Source organism: Duganella sp. SG902, assembly GCF_013376005.1.
Lineage (GTDB): Bacteria > Pseudomonadota > Gammaproteobacteria > Burkholderiales > Burkholderiaceae_D > Rugamonas.
In genome coordinates this window covers 680,985-697,823 of the sequence record NZ_JABMJK010000001.1, presented here as the reverse complement: position 1 = coordinate 697,823, position 16,839 = coordinate 680,985, and the positions used below count along the sequence as shown (strand labels likewise).

At 65.2% G+C, this 16,839-nt stretch carries 15 protein-coding genes and 1 pseudogene; 13 read left to right on the top strand and 3 right to left on the bottom strand.

The window, feature by feature from the left end; translation table 11 throughout:
- The first annotated feature begins 119 nt into the window (after positions 1-119).
- From FHW83_RS03140 to FHW83_RS03125, 4 genes are read left to right on the top strand one after another with little or no spacing between them, the layout of a single operon-like run.
- Complete coding sequence (locus FHW83_RS03140) at positions 120-1,262, top strand: sensor histidine kinase KdpD (RefSeq protein WP_176644868.1); 1,143 nt, start codon at positions 120-122, stop codon at positions 1,260-1,262.
- On the top strand, positions 1,259-2,203 hold the full coding sequence (locus FHW83_RS03135) for an MBL fold metallo-hydrolase (protein ID WP_176644867.1): 945 nt from the start codon (positions 1,259-1,261) through the stop codon (positions 2,201-2,203). Before FHW83_RS03140 ends, FHW83_RS03135 begins: the two co-directional genes overlap by 4 nt.
- Positions 2,200-2,541 (top strand): YciI family protein, encoded by a 342-nt coding sequence (locus FHW83_RS03130; protein WP_176644866.1) that lies wholly within the window; start codon positions 2,200-2,202, stop codon positions 2,539-2,541. Before FHW83_RS03135 ends, FHW83_RS03130 begins: the two co-directional genes overlap by 4 nt.
- 26 nt (positions 2,542-2,567) lie before the next feature.
- Entirely contained in the window at positions 2,568-3,056 is a 489-nt protein-coding gene (locus tag FHW83_RS03125; RefSeq protein ID WP_176644865.1) for a GNAT family N-acetyltransferase, read from the top strand.
- A gap of 4 nt (positions 3,057-3,060) precedes the next feature.
- Here FHW83_RS03125 and FHW83_RS03120 read toward each other — a convergent pair whose 3' ends face one another.
- Complete coding sequence (locus FHW83_RS03120) at positions 3,061-3,615, bottom strand: flavodoxin family protein (RefSeq protein ID WP_176644864.1); 555 nt, start codon at positions 3,613-3,615, stop codon at positions 3,061-3,063.
- A 147-nt stretch (positions 3,616-3,762) separates the two neighbouring features.
- Here FHW83_RS03120 and FHW83_RS03115 point away from each other — a divergent pair, with 147 nt between their 5' ends.
- Together FHW83_RS03115 and FHW83_RS03110 are read left to right on the top strand one after the other, a co-directional pair.
- A complete protein-coding gene (locus FHW83_RS03115; protein WP_176644863.1) occupies positions 3,763-4,377 on the top strand; it encodes a protein-S-isoprenylcysteine O-methyltransferase in 615 nt (204 codons plus the stop codon).
- Positions 4,378-4,410: 33 nt separating this feature from the next.
- Positions 4,411-5,115: a glutathione S-transferase N-terminal domain-containing protein gene (locus FHW83_RS03110; RefSeq protein WP_176644862.1), complete on the top strand. Its 705-nt coding sequence runs from the start codon at positions 4,411-4,413 to the stop codon at positions 5,113-5,115.
- 11 nt (positions 5,116-5,126) lie between these two features.
- Here FHW83_RS03110 and FHW83_RS03105 read toward each other — a convergent pair whose 3' ends face one another.
- Entirely contained in the window at positions 5,127-5,885 is a 759-nt protein-coding gene (locus tag FHW83_RS03105; RefSeq protein ID WP_176644861.1) for a hypothetical protein, read from the bottom strand.
- A 126-nt stretch (positions 5,886-6,011) separates the two neighbouring features.
- On the opposite strand from FHW83_RS03105, the gene FHW83_RS03100 reads away from it, so the two are divergent.
- From FHW83_RS03100 to FHW83_RS03070, 7 genes and pseudogenes are all read left to right on the top strand, one after another.
- The gene (locus FHW83_RS03100) at positions 6,012-6,839 is read left to right on the top strand and encodes a M15 family metallopeptidase (RefSeq protein WP_176644860.1); all 828 of its coding nucleotides are present in this window, start codon (positions 6,012-6,014) and stop codon (positions 6,837-6,839) included.
- 456 nt (positions 6,840-7,295) lie between these two features.
- A pseudogene (locus FHW83_RS30435) lies at positions 7,296-7,595 on the top strand (Hcp family type VI secretion system effector); the annotation flags it as partial.
- Between the two features lie 94 nt (positions 7,596-7,689).
- Complete coding sequence (gene tssE / locus FHW83_RS03090; RefSeq protein WP_176644859.1) at positions 7,690-8,151, top strand: type VI secretion system baseplate subunit TssE; 462 nt, start codon at positions 7,690-7,692, stop codon at positions 8,149-8,151.
- Positions 8,148-10,718: a type VI secretion system ATPase TssH gene (gene tssH / locus FHW83_RS03085; RefSeq protein WP_176644858.1), complete on the top strand. Its 2,571-nt coding sequence runs from the start codon at positions 8,148-8,150 to the stop codon at positions 10,716-10,718. Before tssE ends, tssH begins: the two co-directional genes overlap by 4 nt.
- A 9-nt stretch (positions 10,719-10,727) precedes the next feature.
- Entirely contained in the window at positions 10,728-11,582 is an 855-nt protein-coding gene (gene tssA / locus FHW83_RS03080; protein ID WP_176644857.1) for a type VI secretion system protein TssA, read from the top strand.
- Positions 11,583-11,684: 102 nt separating this feature from the next.
- Positions 11,685-13,391, top strand: coding sequence for a methyl-accepting chemotaxis protein (locus FHW83_RS03075; protein WP_176644856.1), 1,707 nt, complete (start codon positions 11,685-11,687; stop codon positions 13,389-13,391).
- Positions 13,392-13,406: 15 nt separating this feature from the next.
- Entirely contained in the window at positions 13,407-14,009 is a 603-nt protein-coding gene (locus FHW83_RS03070; RefSeq protein ID WP_176644855.1) for a tRNA-uridine aminocarboxypropyltransferase, read from the top strand.
- Here FHW83_RS03070 and FHW83_RS03065 read toward each other — a convergent pair.
- On the bottom strand, positions 13,993-16,839 hold the full coding sequence (locus FHW83_RS03065) for an Hsp70 family protein (RefSeq protein ID WP_176644854.1): 2,847 nt from the start codon (positions 16,837-16,839) through the stop codon (positions 13,993-13,995). The genes FHW83_RS03070 and FHW83_RS03065 overlap by 17 nt on opposite strands.

The window sequence follows — 16,839 nt, the reverse complement described above, 5'->3', positions numbered from 1 at the left end:
CCGGCGGCTAAACGGCCAGCATTTGCCGTATCATGTAGGAAATTTTGATTTCGCGGCCCCAAACCTCGCCCGCCATCCCTATCGCAACCTACAGCACACCTTAGAAGAAGGCGGCAAGCATGCTGGCGTCAGATCAGAAAATGAATCCCAATGGCCTGTCGGCCACCTCCAAGCAGGTTCTCGCGATGCGCGACGCGGTGTTCGCCGAATGGGAGCGCCAGGTCCGCCTGTTGATCAAGGGCGCGCAGCACGTGCTGCATCCCATCCTGTTGAACACGCTTCCCATCTTTTACGACAATATCGCGGAGGCGCTCACGCCGAACCACCCGCGCAGCAATGGCACCAGCAACAACGATGTCGCGGCCGCGCACGGCAACGAACGCGCGCGCATGACGTCGTACGAGCCCGAGCAGATCGTTCACGAGTACCAGCTGTTCCGCGACGCGTTTTCCCAGGTGGCGGATGAGCGCGGCGTGACGCTGACTCGCACCGAGTGGGGCATCGTGAATAATTCGATCGATCTGGCGGTGCGCGAGTCGATCAAGAAATTCACCTCGATGCACGACTCCTTCCGGCAGAAAATGGCGGCCTCCTTGTCGCACGACATGCGCACGCCCTTGTCGGTGATGGTCAATGCCGCGCATATCCTGACCCTGGCGGCCTCGCCGCAGAAGACGCCCGAGATGGCCAAAAGAATCCTGCACAACGGTCAGCGCCTGAGCGCCATGATCGACGAGTTGCTGGATGCGCTCAGCTTCAACCGTAGCGAAGCCTTGCCCTTGGATCTTTCCGAGTTTGATGTGTTGCCTTTGGCGCAATCGGTGTGCGCCGATGCCAGCCTGAACGACACCGCCGAGTGCACGGTGTCTGGCGGATCGGTGGTCGGCTACTGGTGCGAAAATTCCCTGCGCCGGGCGTTGGAAAACCTGGTCATCAACGGCATCAAGTATGGCGATGGCAAGGGTGTGCAGGTCAAGATCGACGAGGCGCATGGACGTTTGCTGATTTCGGTGCATAACACCGGCACGCCGATCGCGCCCGAGCATCACGGGCAGATTTTCGAGTATTTGTGGCGCGATGGCAGCGTGGCCGACAAGAGCGGCTGGGGCATGGGGTTGCCGTTTGTGAAGTCTGTGGCCGAGAGCCATGGCGGCAGCGTCGCGGTCGACAGCTCGGCCGCCAGCGGCACCACCTTCATCATCGACATTCCGGTGGACTGCCGGCCGTTTGTCGAGCAGGCCGCGTCGGCGGTGAGCCCTTGAGCGGCGTTGCTGGAGTCGTAGCGCTGGCCGTGGGACTGGCGCAAGCGCCATACACCTTCATCGAAGGCCAGGTGCCGGCGAATCAGCAGCCGGACGGGAATTCGATTGTCATCGAGGGGGCGCGGGAAATGCTGGTCATCGATACGGGCCGGCATCCGGAGCATACCGAAAAGATCATCGCGGTGGCCAGGGCCCGCGATAAGCCGATCACCGCCATCATCAACACGCACTGGCATCTCGACCATGCGACCGGTAACGCGCGCATCCGCGCGGCCTATCCGGGCGCGAAGCTGTATGCGAGTACGGCCGTGGAGGGCGCCTTGCAAGGTTTTCTGGCCCGGGGCGTGGAGCAGGCCAAGGCCAGTCTGGACGATCCGGCGGTACCGGAAACGCGCAAGACCGATACGCGCCTGTATTTGAACGCGATCAACGATCCGGTCAATCTGATCCCCGACCAGCCGGTCCGGGGCACCATGACGATCAGGCTGGGCGAGCGCGAGTTGCAACTGCATCTGGCCCGCCATGCCGCGACCGAGGGCGATGTGTGGGTGCACGATCCCGCCAGCAAAACGGTGTTCGCCGGCGATCTGGTGGTGGTGCCGCTGCCGTTCTTTGATACGGGCTGCGCCGAGGGCTGGCGCCAGGCGCTGGCCGAGATCGATCAGCTGGATTTCCAGACGCTGGTGCCGGGCCACGGCCTGCCCATGGACCACGCCACGTTCTCCAGCTACCGGCATGCGTTCGATGCGTTCACGGCCTGCGCCGACGGCGATCAGCCCACCGCGAGCTGTGTCGCGATCTGGCGCCAGCAGGGCGCGGCCTTCGTCGCCATGCACCCGAATCCCAAGTACACCGAGGCGGCGCTGGGCTATTATGTCGATCAGGTTTTGCGCGTGCCTGCCAAGCGTGCTGAATATTGCGGAAAGCGAGTAGCCCCATGAGCAAGTACCTGATTTCGTTTCCCAGCGCGGCGATGGTGGTTCCCGATAGCGAATGGGAGGACGTCGTCCGCACCTCGCACGCGGTGATCGCGGAGGCCAAGGCGGCCGGCGTGTATGTGTTCGGTGGCGGCATCGACGAGTCGGTGGCGCCGGTGCTGGTCGCGGCGGACGGCTCCGTCACCGAGGGCGGCTATCCGTGGGCGCCGTCGCTCGACGGTGGTTTTACCGTGCTGGAATTGCCCACGCGCGAGGATGCCGTCGCGTGGGCCGCCCGCATCGCCAAGGCTTGCCGCTGCGCCCAGGAGCTGCGTATTTTTCACTTCGATCCGGATTGTTGAAGTTGCCTACGGTTTCGTCTCCGCCCTTGCGCATTGAAGAACTGTCGACTGCCCATCTCGATGAGTTGGCTACGGTGTTGCTGCATCCCGCCGTCTACCAGCATATCGAGGACGAGCTGCCGTCGCTGTACGAGTTCAAGCTCGGGCTGGAGCGCGCGATTGCGGGACCGGGACACGGCGTTGCGGATGAATACTGGCTCAACTATCTGATCCGCGATGAGGCGGGGATGATGCTGGGGCGGCTTGAGGCGACCGTGCATCATGGATTGGCCGAGGTGGCTTTCCTGTTCGGCCATCAGCATTGGGGGCGCGGCTACGCTACCGCAGGGTTGCGCTGGCTGCACGATGAGTTGACGCGCAGCCACGCGGTGACGGCGTTCTGGGGCACGACCGTGCCGGCCAATCATCGCTCGCAAAACTTGTTGCTGCGGAGCGGCTATGTGCCGAGCGAGCCGCCGCGGTGCACGCTGTACAGCTATGCACCGGGCGATCTGGTCTTCAGAAGAAGCGCCTAGGGTATTACTTGGCCAGGCGCGCGGCCACTTCCGCGACGCGCTTGCCGTAGGCCTTGGCGGTATCGAGGTCGCCCTGTGGGATCTCGTCCACGCTGGCGTCCGACGGCGATTGCACCAGCAGGCCGACCGAGCCGCCGAGGTTGTTGATGTCGGTGCGTTGCGCGGCCTTGCTGTTGGCCGGAGGCATGCCCAGGCTGACCCAGATGCCGCCGTGTTGCGAGGCCAGGGTTTGCAGCGCGATCAGCGAAACCTGCTTGTCGCCGTTGAGGCTGGCGCTGTTGGAGAAGCCGCCGAAGACCTTGTCCTGCCAGCCGCGCGTGAACCAGACCTTGGAGGTGGCGTCGGCGAATTTCTTGAACTGCCAGCTCGGGCTGCCCATGTAGGTCGGCGCGCCGAAGATGATGGCGTCTGCCGCAGCCAGTTTGTCCCAGCCACCTTCCGGCAGGTTGCCTTCCGCGTCAATGGCCAGCAACTCGCCGCCCGCGCCTTCGCTCACATATTCCGCCACACGCTTGGTGTGGCCGTAGCCGGAATGGTAGACCACAATCGTCTTGCTCATAGATCCCCCTGTTGAATGATGAGTCCGCAGTGTAAAGGACAGGGGGCGGCCTGATAAGTACGTACCAAAAGGTTAGTGACCGGGGAGGGCCGTGGTGCTTATGCTATGCTGATAACCAAAATTACTCACCGCTAAGAGGGGACATCCATGCACCAACTGGGAGTGTTTGACGGGCTTTTCGTCGTCATGATCGTTGCCTGTTTCCTGATCCGCGCGCCATGGGAGTTCCGCAACAAGAAGGCCAAGTCGGTGGAGTCCCGGGACAGCGCGAGGGAGCGCTTCAATCTGTTGCTGGTGTTCACCGGTTCGCTCACCATGCCGGTGCTGTACCTGGTTACGCCATGGTTTGATTTCGCCAATTACCAGCAAAGCTTGTTGCAGGGTGTGCTCGGTGTGGTGGTGGCGGCGGTGGGTGTGTATGTTTTCTGGCGTTCACACCACGACTTGGGGCGGCTGTTCTCGCCCAAGCTGGAAATGAAGGAGTCGCATACGCTGGTGTCCAGCGGCGTCTACAGCAGGGTGCGCCATCCGATGTACACCGCCGTGTTCCTCAACGCGCTGGCCCAAGCCTTGCTGCTGGCTAACTTTGTGGTCGGCCCGGCGTTCCTGGTGGCTTTCTCGATCCTGTACTTCTCGCGCATCGAGTTGGAAGAGAAGATGATGCTGGACCACTTCGGCAATCAGTACGAGGAATACCGGCAGCGCACCAACCGCTTGTTCCCGTCGGTTGGCGGCTGCCAGCACGTTTCGCGCGGTTCGTAGATAATCGATGGATATTTTCTTTGAAAGTGTCCCATGTCGAATTTGTCTGCTTTCCCTATCACCGGCAAGTGGCCGGCCCGGCATCCTGAGCGTATCCAGCTGTACTCGCTGCAGACGCCGAATGGCGTGAAGGTGTCGATCGCGCTGGAGGAAACCGGGCTGGCTTACGAACCGCATCTGGTCAGCTTCGACCATCATGACCAGATGTCGCCGGAGTTCCTGTCGCTGAATCCGAATAACAAGATTCCAGCCATCATCGACCCCAACGGCCCGGATGGCAAGCCGCTGCCGCTGTTCGAGTCCGGCGCCATCCTGCTGTACATCGCCGACAAGAGCGGCCAGCTGCTGCCGAAAGACGCCGCCGGTCGCTACGAGACCATCCAGTGGCTGATGTTCCAGATGGGCGGCATCGGCCCGATGTTTGGCCAGGTCGGCTTCTTCCACAAGTTCGCCGGCAGGGAGTACGAGGACAAGCGCCCGCGCGACCGCTACATCAACGAGTCCAGGCGCCTGCTGGGCGTGCTGGAGCAGCGTCTGGAGGGCCGCCAGTGGATCATGGGCGATGACTACACCATCGCCGACATCGCCATCTTCCCGTGGGTGCGCAACCTGGTGAATTATTATGGCGCCGGCGAGTTGGTCGAGTTCCACAAGTTCGGTAACGTGCAGCGCGTGCTGAACGCTTTCCTCGCGCGGCCCGCCGTGGCGAAAGGGTTGAAAATTCCTGCGGAGGGCTGACCGTCCAGCAATTAATGCGCGGGCGCGCGGCAGGCGGCGTCGTTCTCCCAGCGGCCGGAGCAGATGCGCGAGCGGCATAGCATGCCTTCGATCAGGCCGAGCTGCTTGCAGCGCGCCAGCAGCTGCGCGGTGCTGTCGCCATCCTGACGTTCGACGATGTCGCGCGGGCGTTCCGGCATGACGGCGGACGGCGTGCCGGCGTGCGCCACCAGCGCTGTCAGCAGGGCGACGTCGGTATCGCCGGCGTGCGCGGCCGGGCTGGCGGCGGCTGCCGCGCGGGCCGCCGGTGCCAGCGGCTTCTGTTGCGGGGCGCCGGTGCGCGCGAGCGCCCGTGCCGGCGGAAGAGACGCGACGTGGCCGGACGCCGGGGCGGCCATCGCAGCCACAGCGGGACCTGCGGACCCTGTGGCGCCTGCCACGTCCACCGTGCCCCCCGCCGGCGCCACGTCGGCGGCGGGCGCCATCGGCGGCGATTCGATATTGATGATGGTCGCAGCCTGTGCGGCCTGCGGCAGGTGTTCCTGGGCGGCTGGCGCCATCCGCCGGGCCGCGCCGCCGTAGTCGTGCCGGTAGCTTTTCGGCGTGATGGTTTTATCGTGCATCATCCACGCCACGCAGCACATCAACAGCAACAGCGCAAACAGACCGATGGTCCAGCCGTCGATGGTCCAGCCGGCCGTGCGCGCCGGACCCGCCGGCCGTGCGCCATGTTCCAGCTGCGCCAGGATGCGCTTGCTGTCCGCCGGCCGGTGCGTGCAGGAACCGCTCATCAGATCTGGTTTCGCCTTTTCCACAATATCTCCCGTGCGTTTGATCTGGCCGGCATCGCAGCGCTGCGAACGGCCTACGATGCAGTGTCCGGTCTGTGGCGCAGGCCCGTTTTGATGGAGCGCACCATGTTTCTGTTTTCCATGCTGTTGTTCTTTGTGGTGACGTGTTTTAGCGCCTGGTTGTTGCTGTTTCCCGCCAGTCGCGACGTGGTGCTGCGGTCGCTCGGCGCGGCCGGCCGTCGCATCGCGCAACGCTTGCGCGGCGGCTTGCATGATGGCCTGCGGCAGGCGGGCGGTCTGGGACGCGAGGCCGGCGGCTCGCTGCGGTTCCTGAGGCGGCGCTATCCGTTATTGCTGGCGGCCCTGGTGCTGGTATCCGTGCCGCCGCTGCTGGCGCTGATGCTCAGCGGCCGCGGCATGTTGTCCGGCTTCGACAGCAATACCCAGGCCATCAACGAGCAGATCGCCGGCTTGCTGCAAGGCGAGCAGCTCAGCGCGCCGGCGCCGCTGCCGCCGCTGGCGTTCACCACGGCCGAGGTCGCACTGGTGCGGCCCATGCTGGATGGCGCCAACCGCAACTGGCAGCTGCTGGATCCGGCTTTTGCGCAGCGGCTGCTGCTGGTGTTCAAGATCATGAAGGAGCGCCACGGCTACGACATGGCGATTCTGGAAGGCTATCGCAGCCCGGAGCGGCAGAATGCGCTGGCCGCCGCCGGCCCTGGCGTCACCAACGCGCGCGCGTTCCAGAGCTATCACCAGTTCGGCCTGGCTGCCGACTGCGCGTTTCTGCGCGACGGCAAGCTGGTGATTTCAGAGAAAGATCCCTGGGCCATGCGCGGCTACCAGTTCTATGGCGCCGCCGCCCAAGCTGCCGGCCTCACCTGGGGCGGCAGCTGGACCATGATGGATTTCGGCCACACCGAGCTGCGTGTGCCGGGCACGGTGAAGAAATAAGCGGGATTGTTTTTGCGCAAGAAATCCCGGCTTTGTTGGTGGCAACATTGATCGGTCCGCCTGCCGCCTGGGCGTCGCCGTCTTTGCCGGACACGATTTATGATGCGCAGAATCTGGAGCTTCCTGACTGACAGCCGCCACCTCACCATCATCGGCTTGATGGCGATGGCGGCGTTATTTTATCTTGGCGCGCAAGTGCTGGAGCTGGCGCTGATCTGGGCGCTGGCCGCGACCGCCGCGATGCTGGCGCTGGCCGGCGCGGTGTGGTGGTGGCGCCGCTGGCGCGCGCGGCGCGAGTCGGAACGGCTGGGCGAGGCCATTGGCCAGGCCGCCGCCGATCCGTCCGCCGCCGAGGTCAAGGCCATCCGCGACAGCATGCTCAAGGCGATAGAGACCATCAGGGGATCCAAGCTGGGCATCGTGTCCGGCGCGCGCGCCTTGTACGAGCTGCCCTGGGACCTGTCGTCGCCGATCCTGCTGCAAACCTGCTCGGCCGGACGCACCATCCCCAAGGCCAAGTTCGAATTCATGCGCGCGGACGCCCAGGGCGAGCGTGTGAAGTACTACGAAATCGAAATCGAGAATGTGCTGATCGGCGCCGTCTCGCCGGCGGTGGAGGAGGGCGACATCCTGAGCGAGGACGTGGCCTTCAAGTTCTCCAAGATCAAATGGAAGTACACGCAGCAGAAAATCAGCGGCGGCGCCGGCGGCAACACCTCCGGCGGCTGGGACCTGGCCAGCAACCGCATCGTGTAATCAATCCCCCGCGCCGGCGGCGGTCTTCGTGGCGAATCGTCGCGGCGCGCTTTAGCCAGGCCTGCACGGCCTGGCTCTTTTTCGAAAGCACGGCATGAACGGCTTTACTCCCGGCCTGCTGGACCGTCTGCTCGGTGCGGCCGCGCCGCGCACCTCGCTGGAGCAGCTCAAGGACAGCGTGGCGCGCGATCTGGAAGATCTGCTGAACACCCGCTGTGCGCTGCCGGAGGAGATGATGCGCGCCTATCCCGAATGCGCGCGTTCCATCGCCAACTACGGACTGCTGGACTTCGCCGGCATGTGCCTGAGCAGCGGCGAAGACTGTGCCCGTGTCTGCGCCGCGCTGAAGACCGCCATCGAGCGGCACGAGCCGCGCCTGCGCAACGTGCAGGCCGTCCTTGAACACGAACCCGGCGCCATCAACCGCGTGCGCTTCGCCATCTACGGCACGCTGGCCGGATTGCCTTACACGGAAGCCGTCAGCTTTGACGCGGTGCTGCAACCGTCATCGCTGCAATACTCGATCAATCGCAGCGCACGCGGAGGCCGCAAATGAACCTGAAATCCCTGATCGGCAAGCTGAATGACACCACGCGTCAAGCCGCCACCCGCGCCGCCAGCATTTGCGTGGCGCTGGGGCACTATGAGGTCGACATTGAACATCTGCTCCTGGCCTTGCTGGAACAGGAGCGCTGCGACCTAGTGCTGATCGCCCGCCAGGCCGGTGTGAATCTGGAGGCGCTGGAAGCGGACCTGCATCAGGAAGTCAGCCAGTTCAAAAGCGGCAGCACGCGCACGCCGGTGTTCTCGCGCTATCTGCCGCTGCTGCTGGAGCATGCCTGGCTGATCGCCTCGCTGGCCACGCCGCCGGACCAGATCCGCAGCGCGCATCTGCTGGTGGCACTGCTCACCGAGCCGGAACTGGAACAACTGGCGCTGCGCGCATCCCAGCAGTTCGCCAGGATTCCCATCGACGAAGTCAAACACCAACTGGAGAAATACACGCATGGCTCGCAGGAAGAGACGGCCGCAGCCCCCGCGACCGCCGCCGCACCGCTTGCCGCCGGCGCGCGCACGCCGGCGCTGGACCAGTACACCACCAGCCTGACGCGGCTTGCGCGCGAGGGCAAGCTCGATCCCGTGATCGGCCGCGAGGCCGAAATCCGGCAAGTCGTGGACGTCCTGCTGCGCCGCCGGCAGAACAATCCCATCCTGACCGGCGAGGCCGGCGTCGGCAAGACCGCCGTGGTGGAAGGGTTGGCGCTGCGCGTGGCCGCCGGCGATGTGCCGTCCGCGTTGATGGAGGTGGAGATCCACACGCTGGACATGGGCCTGCTACAGGCCGGCGCCAGCGTCAAGGGCGAGTTTGAAAACCGCCTGAAAAACGTCATCGACGAAGTCCGGCAAAGCCCTCGCGCCATCATCCTGTTCATCGACGAGGCGCACACCATGATCGGCGCCGGTGGCACGGCGGGCCAGAACGATGCCGCCAACCTGCTCAAGCCGGCGCTGGCGCGCGGGGAGTTGCGCACCATTGCCGCCACAACGTGGAGCGAATATAAGAAATACTTCGAGAAGGACGCGGCGCTGGCGCGGCGCTTCCAGGTGGTCAAGGTGGAGGAACCCTCAGAGGACATCGCCAGCGCCATGCTGCGCGCTATGGCGCCACTGATGGAAAACCACTTCGGTGTGCGTATCCGCGATGAAGCGGTGACCGAGGCGGTACGCCTGTCGCACCGTTACATCAGCGGCCGTCAGCTGCCGGACAAGGCGGTCAGCGTGCTTGATACCGCCTGCGCGCGCGTGGCGCTGGCGCAAAGCGGCACGCCGGCCCTGCTTGAGGATACGGCCAGGCAGATGGAACGTATCTCGGCCGAGATCACCGCGCTGCGGCGCGAGGATGGCAACACAGCGCAGCATCAGCGCCTGCAGCAGTTGCAGGCCGCGCACCTGGCCTTCATGGAGGAACATGCGCAGCACGCCGAGCGCTGGCAGCGCGAACAAGCCATCGTGGCCGCTATCGTGCGCCAGCGCACCGGCGGCGAGGGCGAGGTGCGCGCGCTCAAGGAGGAGTTGACCGCGCTGCAAGGCGAAACGCCGATGGTGCCGCTGGAGGTGGATGGCGCCACGGTGGCGGCCATCGTCTCCGGTTGGACCGGCATCCCGCTCGGGAAAATGGTGAAGGACGAGATCCGCACCGTGCTGTCGCTGCAGGATGCGCTGCAGGCACGCATCCTCGGCCAGCCGCATGCGATTGCGGCCGTGGCGCAGCGCGTGCGCACCGCGCGCGCCAACCTCGACGACCCGAACAAGCCGAAAGGGGTGTTCCTGTTCGTTGGTCCGTCCGGCGTCGGCAAGACCGAAACCGCGCTGGCGCTGGCCGATCTGCTGTATGGCGGCGAACGCAAACTCATCACCATCAACATGAGCGAGTACCAGGAAGCGCATAGCGTCTCCGGCTTGAAAGGCTCGCCGCCGGGCTACGTCGGCTATGGACAGGGCGGCGTGCTCACCGAGGCCGTGCGCCGCAATCCCTACAGCGTGGTGCTGCTGGACGAAATCGAGAAGGCGCATCCGGACGTGGTCGAATTGTTTTTCCAGGTGTTCGACAAGGGCGTGTTGGACGACGCCGAAGGCCGGGAGATCGACTTCCGCAACACCATCATCATCGCCACCTCCAACGCCGGCTCGGCCACCATCATGCAGGCTTGCCTGAACAAGGAGCAGCCACCGTCGCCGGCGGAGCTGGAAGAACTGCTGCGGCCACAATTGGTCAAGCACTTCAAGCCGGCCTTCCTCGGCCGCGTGAAAGTGACGCCGTACTACCCGATACCGGACCAGGTGCTCGCGCAGATCATCGCGCTGAAGCTGGCGCGCATCGCCCAGCGCATCCAGCGGCACCATCACGCGGACTTCAGCTGGGAGCCGTCGCTGGTGGATGCCGTGCTGGCCCGCTGCACCGAAGTCGACTCCGGCGCGCGCAATGTCGACCATATCCTGAATGGCTCGCTGCTGCCGGAGATCGCGCAGGCCGTGCTGGAGAAGATGGCGCAGGAGCAGGCCATCAGCCGCATCAAGGTGAGCGCCAGCGGCAAAGGCCAATTCAAATACATCATCAAATAGGAGCGCGTCATGCTCAGCATCGAACAACTGCTGCAACCGGTGAGCGCCGAGCGGCGCGGCGGTGAGGATTTGTCCTTCAGTCGTGAGGTGGACGAAGTGGCCCAGGCGCGCCAGCACGACGACCCCACGCTGGACCAGGGCGAATGGGCCGCCGCATTGAAGGAAGCCGACTGGCCGTTCGTCGCCAGCCGCTGCGCGCAACTGATCGCCACGCGCAGCAAGGACTTGCGGCTGGCCGCCTGGCTGGCCGAAGCCGAGGCCAAAACGCGCGGCCTGCGCGGGCTGGGTGAGGGCTACGCGCTGCTGGCCGGCTTGTGCGAACAATACTGGACCGATTTGTATCCCTTGGTCGATGACGGCGACTACGATCAGCGCATCGGCAACCTGTTTTGGCTGCTCACCCGCACGCCGGCGCTGGTGCTGGAATGCGCCGCGCCTGCGCTGGCCGACGCCGAATTTTGCCTTTCCGCGCTGATTCAATTGGAGCGCGTGGTAGATACGCAACTGGGCGCGGACGGTCCCGGTTTCACGCTGGCCAAGGATGCGCTGCAAGCGGTGATCCGCAATCTCGCGCCGCATAGCCATTTTGTCACGCTCGCCGATGGCGCCGAAGCCACTCTTGGTAGCGTTGCCACGATCCCCGGCGCGGCCTTGCAGGATCGCGCGGAAGCCTTGCGCCAACTGCGTTTGATAGCGGAGTTCTTCCGCCGCACCGAGCCGCACAGCCCGGTCGCTTATCTGGCCGAGCGTGCGGCCAGCTGGGGCGAGATGCCGCTGCATGTCTGGTTGCGCGCGGTGCTCAAGGATCCCGCCGCCATCGCCGGCGTCGAGGAGCTGCTGGGGACGCCTTCCGCATTGGAATGAATGCTGCGCCGCAGCGCAAATAGTTTCTTTTGAAGCTATAGATTGTGGACAAATAGTGCTAGCATGAACTGGACAATCCAGACTTTTAGCTAGGGAGTCGCTATGAACAATCTCAAGATCGGTACCCGCCTCGGCTTCGGTTTCTCGCTTATTTTGTTACTGCTGGTTGCGATGACCACCATCGGCATACTGCGTTTGAGCGGCGCCAGCGCCATGACCGACGAGATGATCAACGTGAAAATCCGCGATGAACGGCTGATCGCGGAGTGGGGCAAGATCATCGAGGTCAACGCCGCGCGCACCACCGGCGCTTTCATGGTGCGCGATCCGGCCGACCAGAAGAAGCTGGAGGCCCTGATGGCCGAATCGTCGGGCCGCGCCACCCAGATCCAGGATCAGATCGGCGCCAACATCGATGACGACGATCTCAAGCCGGCGTTCAAGCAGGTGCTGGAGACGCGCAAGGCCTACACCGATTTCCGCAAAGCCGTCTTCGCGGCCAAGAACGCGGGCGACATGGACGCCGCCACCAAAATCTATGAAGGCGACATGACCCAGAGCCGCATCCGCTACCTGGCCGCGCTCAAGGCTTTCTCCGACAAGCAGGCTGCCTCGCTGGACGAAACCGCGGCCGAGATCCAGCAACAGTACAAGAGCGGCCGCACGCTGCTGATCATGCTCGGCCTGGCCGCGATCGTGCTGGGCGTGGTGGCCGCGTGGTGGATCACGCACACCATCACGCGCCCGATCAACGAGGCGGTGAAGGTGGCGGAGACGGTATCCTCGGGCGATCTGACCAGCGATATCCAGGTCAACAGCAACGACGAAACCGGCCAGTTGATGAGCGCGTTGAAGACCATGAACACCAATCTGGTGAACATCGTCGGCCAGGTGCGCACCGGCACCGATCTGATGGCGACGGCGTCGACCGAGATCGCCGCCGGCAATCAGGACCTGTCCTCGCGCACCGAGGAGCAAGCCAGCTCGCTGGAGGAAACCGCGTCGTCGATGGAGCAGTTGACGTCCACCGTGCGCTTCAACGCCGAGAATGCGCGGCAGGCCAATGAGCTGGCCATCAGCGCGTCGGAGATCGCCAGCCGTGGCGGTTCGGTGGTGGGCGAGGTGGTCAACACCATGGGCTCGATCAACGATTCCTCGCGCAAGATCGTGGACATCATTTCGGTCATCGACGGCATCGCTTTCCAGACCAATATCCTGGCTTTGAACGCGGCGGTCGAAGCGGCGCGCGCGGGCGAACAGGGACGCGGCTTCGCCGTGGTGGCGTCGGAAGTGCGGGTGCTGGCGCAGCGTTCCGCCGCCGCCGCCAAGGATATCAAGGGCTTGATCGACGACTCGGTGCAGAAGGTGCGGCTGGGCACCGAGCTGGTGGACAAGGCCGGCCATACGATGGAGGAAATCGTCCAGAGCATCAGCCGCGTGACGCAGATCATGACGCAGATTAGCAATGCCAGCGAAGAGCAAAGCATCGGCATCGCGCAGGTCAACGACGCCATCACGCAAATGGATCAGGTGACGCAGCAGAATGCGGCGCTGGTCGAACAGGCGGCGGCTGCGGCGGAGTCGATGCAGGAGCAGTCGGCCAAGCTGGCGGATGTGGTCAGCGTGTTCAAGCTGGATCCTTCTTATTCGACGCCGGCGTTGCCGCGTGTGTCCGCGCCGGCGCGCGCCAAGCCGTTGCCGCGTCGCGCCGCGGTGGTGGCGGTGGCCGCGCCCAAGCCGGCGGCGGCGGCCGCGCCGCGCAAGGCGGTCGCCACCGCCAACGAATCGGGCGACTGGGAAGAGTTCTAAGTACAATGGCGGTCTATGAATACCGCCCCTCACTCCGCGCGGCGCACATTGTGCGCCGCGTGTCTTCGTCCGCAGCAGACCTGCATATGCCGCTGGGTGACCGCGCTGCCTAATCAGGTTGAAGTCCTGATCCTTCAGCATCCGATGGAAGTCAGCAACGCCAAGGGCAGCGCGCGGCTGCTCCATTTGAGTTTGTCCAACAGCCGGCTGGAGGTGGGCGAGGCTTTTGAGCCGCGGCACCTGCAGTCGCTGCTCTCGCCGGAGCGCCGCAATGTGCTGCTGTACCCGGACACGGAGCGGAAGTCCGAGCCGTTCGATGCGGCGTGGCTGAATGAGCCGCTGCGGTTGGTGGTGCTGGATGGGACATGGCGCAAAAGCCGCAAGATGCTGTATCTGAATCCGTTGCTGCAAACCTTGCCACGCCTGCCGCTGCGCGATACGCCGCCGTCGCACTACCTGATCCGCAAGGCGCACCTGCCGGATCAGCTATCCACGCTGGAGGCCACGGTGTACGCGCTGGCGCAGCTGGAAAACGATATAAACAAATACAATCCGCTGATCGACGCCTTTGACGGTTTTGTCGCGCAGCAGGCCAGTTACGTCAAGCGATCAGTTTGAGGCCCGGCGGCAGGGCATCGCCCAGCATGCGTTTTTCGTCGGCCTGATCGAGCTGCACCACCTCGCGCACCATGGCGCTCCAGTTGACGGGGGAGCCGATCGCGTTCAACCTGCGCAGCACTTCGGCGCGCAGGGTGTCGTTGATGTCGCGCGAGCGGTCGCCGGTCATGCGGGCGAGGTGGGCGGCGGCGAAGCCTGCCGGCTCCACTTTTTTCCAGTCCAGCGCAAGCACCGCGTCCAGCCATTGTTCGACGGTGACGGTGTCCACCACGTCATGCGCGCTGCCGTGGAAAGGCTGGCGTGCGCCAACGCGGCTCAGGCCCCATAGGAAGCGGCCCTGCGTGGCTTCGGCCTTGGCCAGGTTGGCCGCGCCGGTGCGGGTCTTGTCGGCGGCGGCTTTGCTTGCGGCCTTGGTGGCCTTGTGCAGCTGGTCCAGCATCCATGCGCCGATTTCCGCCTTGTAGTTGCCGGGGATGCGCTCCAGCGAGGCGCCGAGGCGCAGCATGTCTTCCTCGCTGCCGTTGACCAGCGTGACGGGGCGGCGGCCGCGTTCAGTGGCATCGGCTTGCACGTTGAAGGCGAAATCGTCCAGCACGCGCAGTTGCGCCTCCACGCTCAAGCCGCCGGAAACGCGGCGCCACAGCGTCCACCATTCGGCGCAGACCTGGCTGTCCTTGTGGTTTTGTACGCCGCTTTCAAACAGGGCCCATAGCCGCTCGATGCGCCATTCGTCCAGTGTGTGGCCGAAGCCGGGGCGCAGGCAGTAGCCGCTCAGGTTGAGCCATGCGCGCTCGTGCTCGGACGAGCGGCGGCGGCCTTTGGCGCGCTCCATCAGCGCGTCGAACAGGCGGCGCAGCACCGGCGTGGCCCAGCTTTCGCGGCTGCCCAGCAGGTGTTCAAGTTGGGCGCGCAGCTGCTTCACTTCCTTGACGTCGACCTGCTGCGCGCGGCTGCCGAAGATGCGGTCGATTTTCTCAAGGGCGGCGGCCAGGCCGGCGGGCATGGGCGCCTCGTCGGGGGCCTCGGCTTCGGGCGTGGTGTCGCCGCGCAGCTGGAACTCGAGCAGCCAGCGTTGCTTGTCCTCTTTGGCGACGCAGTGGACTTCCAGTGTGCCGACTTCACTCAGCATGGCGGCCAGTTGGACCGGGATTTCCCTGCGCGCGTCGGCGGCGCCGCTGTCGCGCAGGACGGTGGCGATGGGCGGCAGTTGGATGTATTCGTCGGGCCGCAGCTCGACCAGGTCGCCGGCCTGCGGTGCGTCCGCGGTGGACGACGCCAGGTGGAAGCGCACCGGCCTGCCTAGGCGCAGGGCGAAGGTGCGGTCGGCCAGCAGTTGTTCGCGGTTTTCGGCGGCGCCGCGCGGCAGGATGCAGACGGCGCGGCGTGGCTTGTCGGCTGGCCCGGTGTCGTCCAGCAGCAGGAAGTAGCTGCGCGCTGAACCTCCGCCGATGACGGGCGCGCGGCCGGACTGGCCCAGCGCGTAGGCCACGCCGCCGCGCGCGACGGCGACGTCGGGATTGTCGTTGTGCAGCACGCGCAGCGGTTGCTGGTGCCATCCGGCCAGTGCGGCCTCGAGACGGCGCGCGAGGGCGTCGGCGCGGAATACGCCGCCGTTCAGCAGCAGCGTGTCCGGGATCGGGATGGCGGTGCTGTCGGCGGGCAGGCCAAGGGCTTCGCGCGCGGCGGCGGCATGCTGGCGCAGGAAGTCCGCAAGGTGGCGCGTGATGGCCGCGTCGCTGGCGTAGGGCAGGCTGAATTCGACGATGGCGCCGCGTGCGCGCCTGGCCGGCTCCTGCGCTTCGTTGAGCGGGAAGAAGCCGTCGATAACGAGGGTGGCGACTTCATCGCGGGTCAGATCGGCGGAGCGCGAGCCACCGATCAGTTTCGAACCGGAACCCAGCAGCGTGACCGTGGTGCGTTCCGGCGCGTCCGCCGCCAGCAGCAATTCCTTCGCCGCCCGGCAGCGCTCCGCCAGCTGCGATAGCCGCGCCGCCGACAAGCGCTCACGCGCCGCTCCAGCCGTCGCGGCCATGCGCGCTTCGACCAGGTGGGCGAGGGCGAGGTCCATGTTGTCGCCGCCGAGGATCAGGTGGTTGCCCACGCCGATGCGGCTGATGGCTGGCTGACCCGCCGCGTCGGCATCGACTTTCATCAGGCTGAAGTCCGTGGTGCCGCCGCCGACGTCGCACACCAGCACCAGGCGCGTGTCCGCCAATTGCTCGCTCAGGGCATCGCGCTGGCGGTATAGCCAGTCATAAAACGCCGCCTGCGGCTCTTCTAGTAACCGCAAGGACGGCAAGCCGGCCATGCGCGCCGCTTCCAGGGTTAGTACACGCGCGCCTTCGTCAAACGATGCGGGAATGGTTAATACAACCTGCTGCTTTTCCAGTGGATGCGCGGCGAAGCGCGCATTCCACGCATGGCGCAAATGCGCCAGATATGAAGCGCTGGCCGCCACCGGCGACACCTTGGCCACATCGGCTTCCGCACCCCACGGCAGGATCGGCGCCATGCGGTCCACCTGCGGATGCGAGAGCCAGCTCTTCGCACTGGCCACCAAACGTCCCGGCACCTGGGCCCCGAGCTTGCGCGCGAGGCGGCCAATCACCGCCGGCTCGTCGGACGGCCATGGCAGCTGCAGCTCTCCATCCGCCAGCTCGCCGTCGGCCGGGTGATAGCGCAAGGACGGCAACAACGCCGCCGCACCTATCTCGCCGGGCGCCGTCAGCTGGTCGATATCGAACAAGCGGATCTCGGCGCCGCCGGCTTCCGCATAGGCCATCACCGTGTTGGTGGTGCCCAGATCGATGCTGACGACGTACTTGCTCAT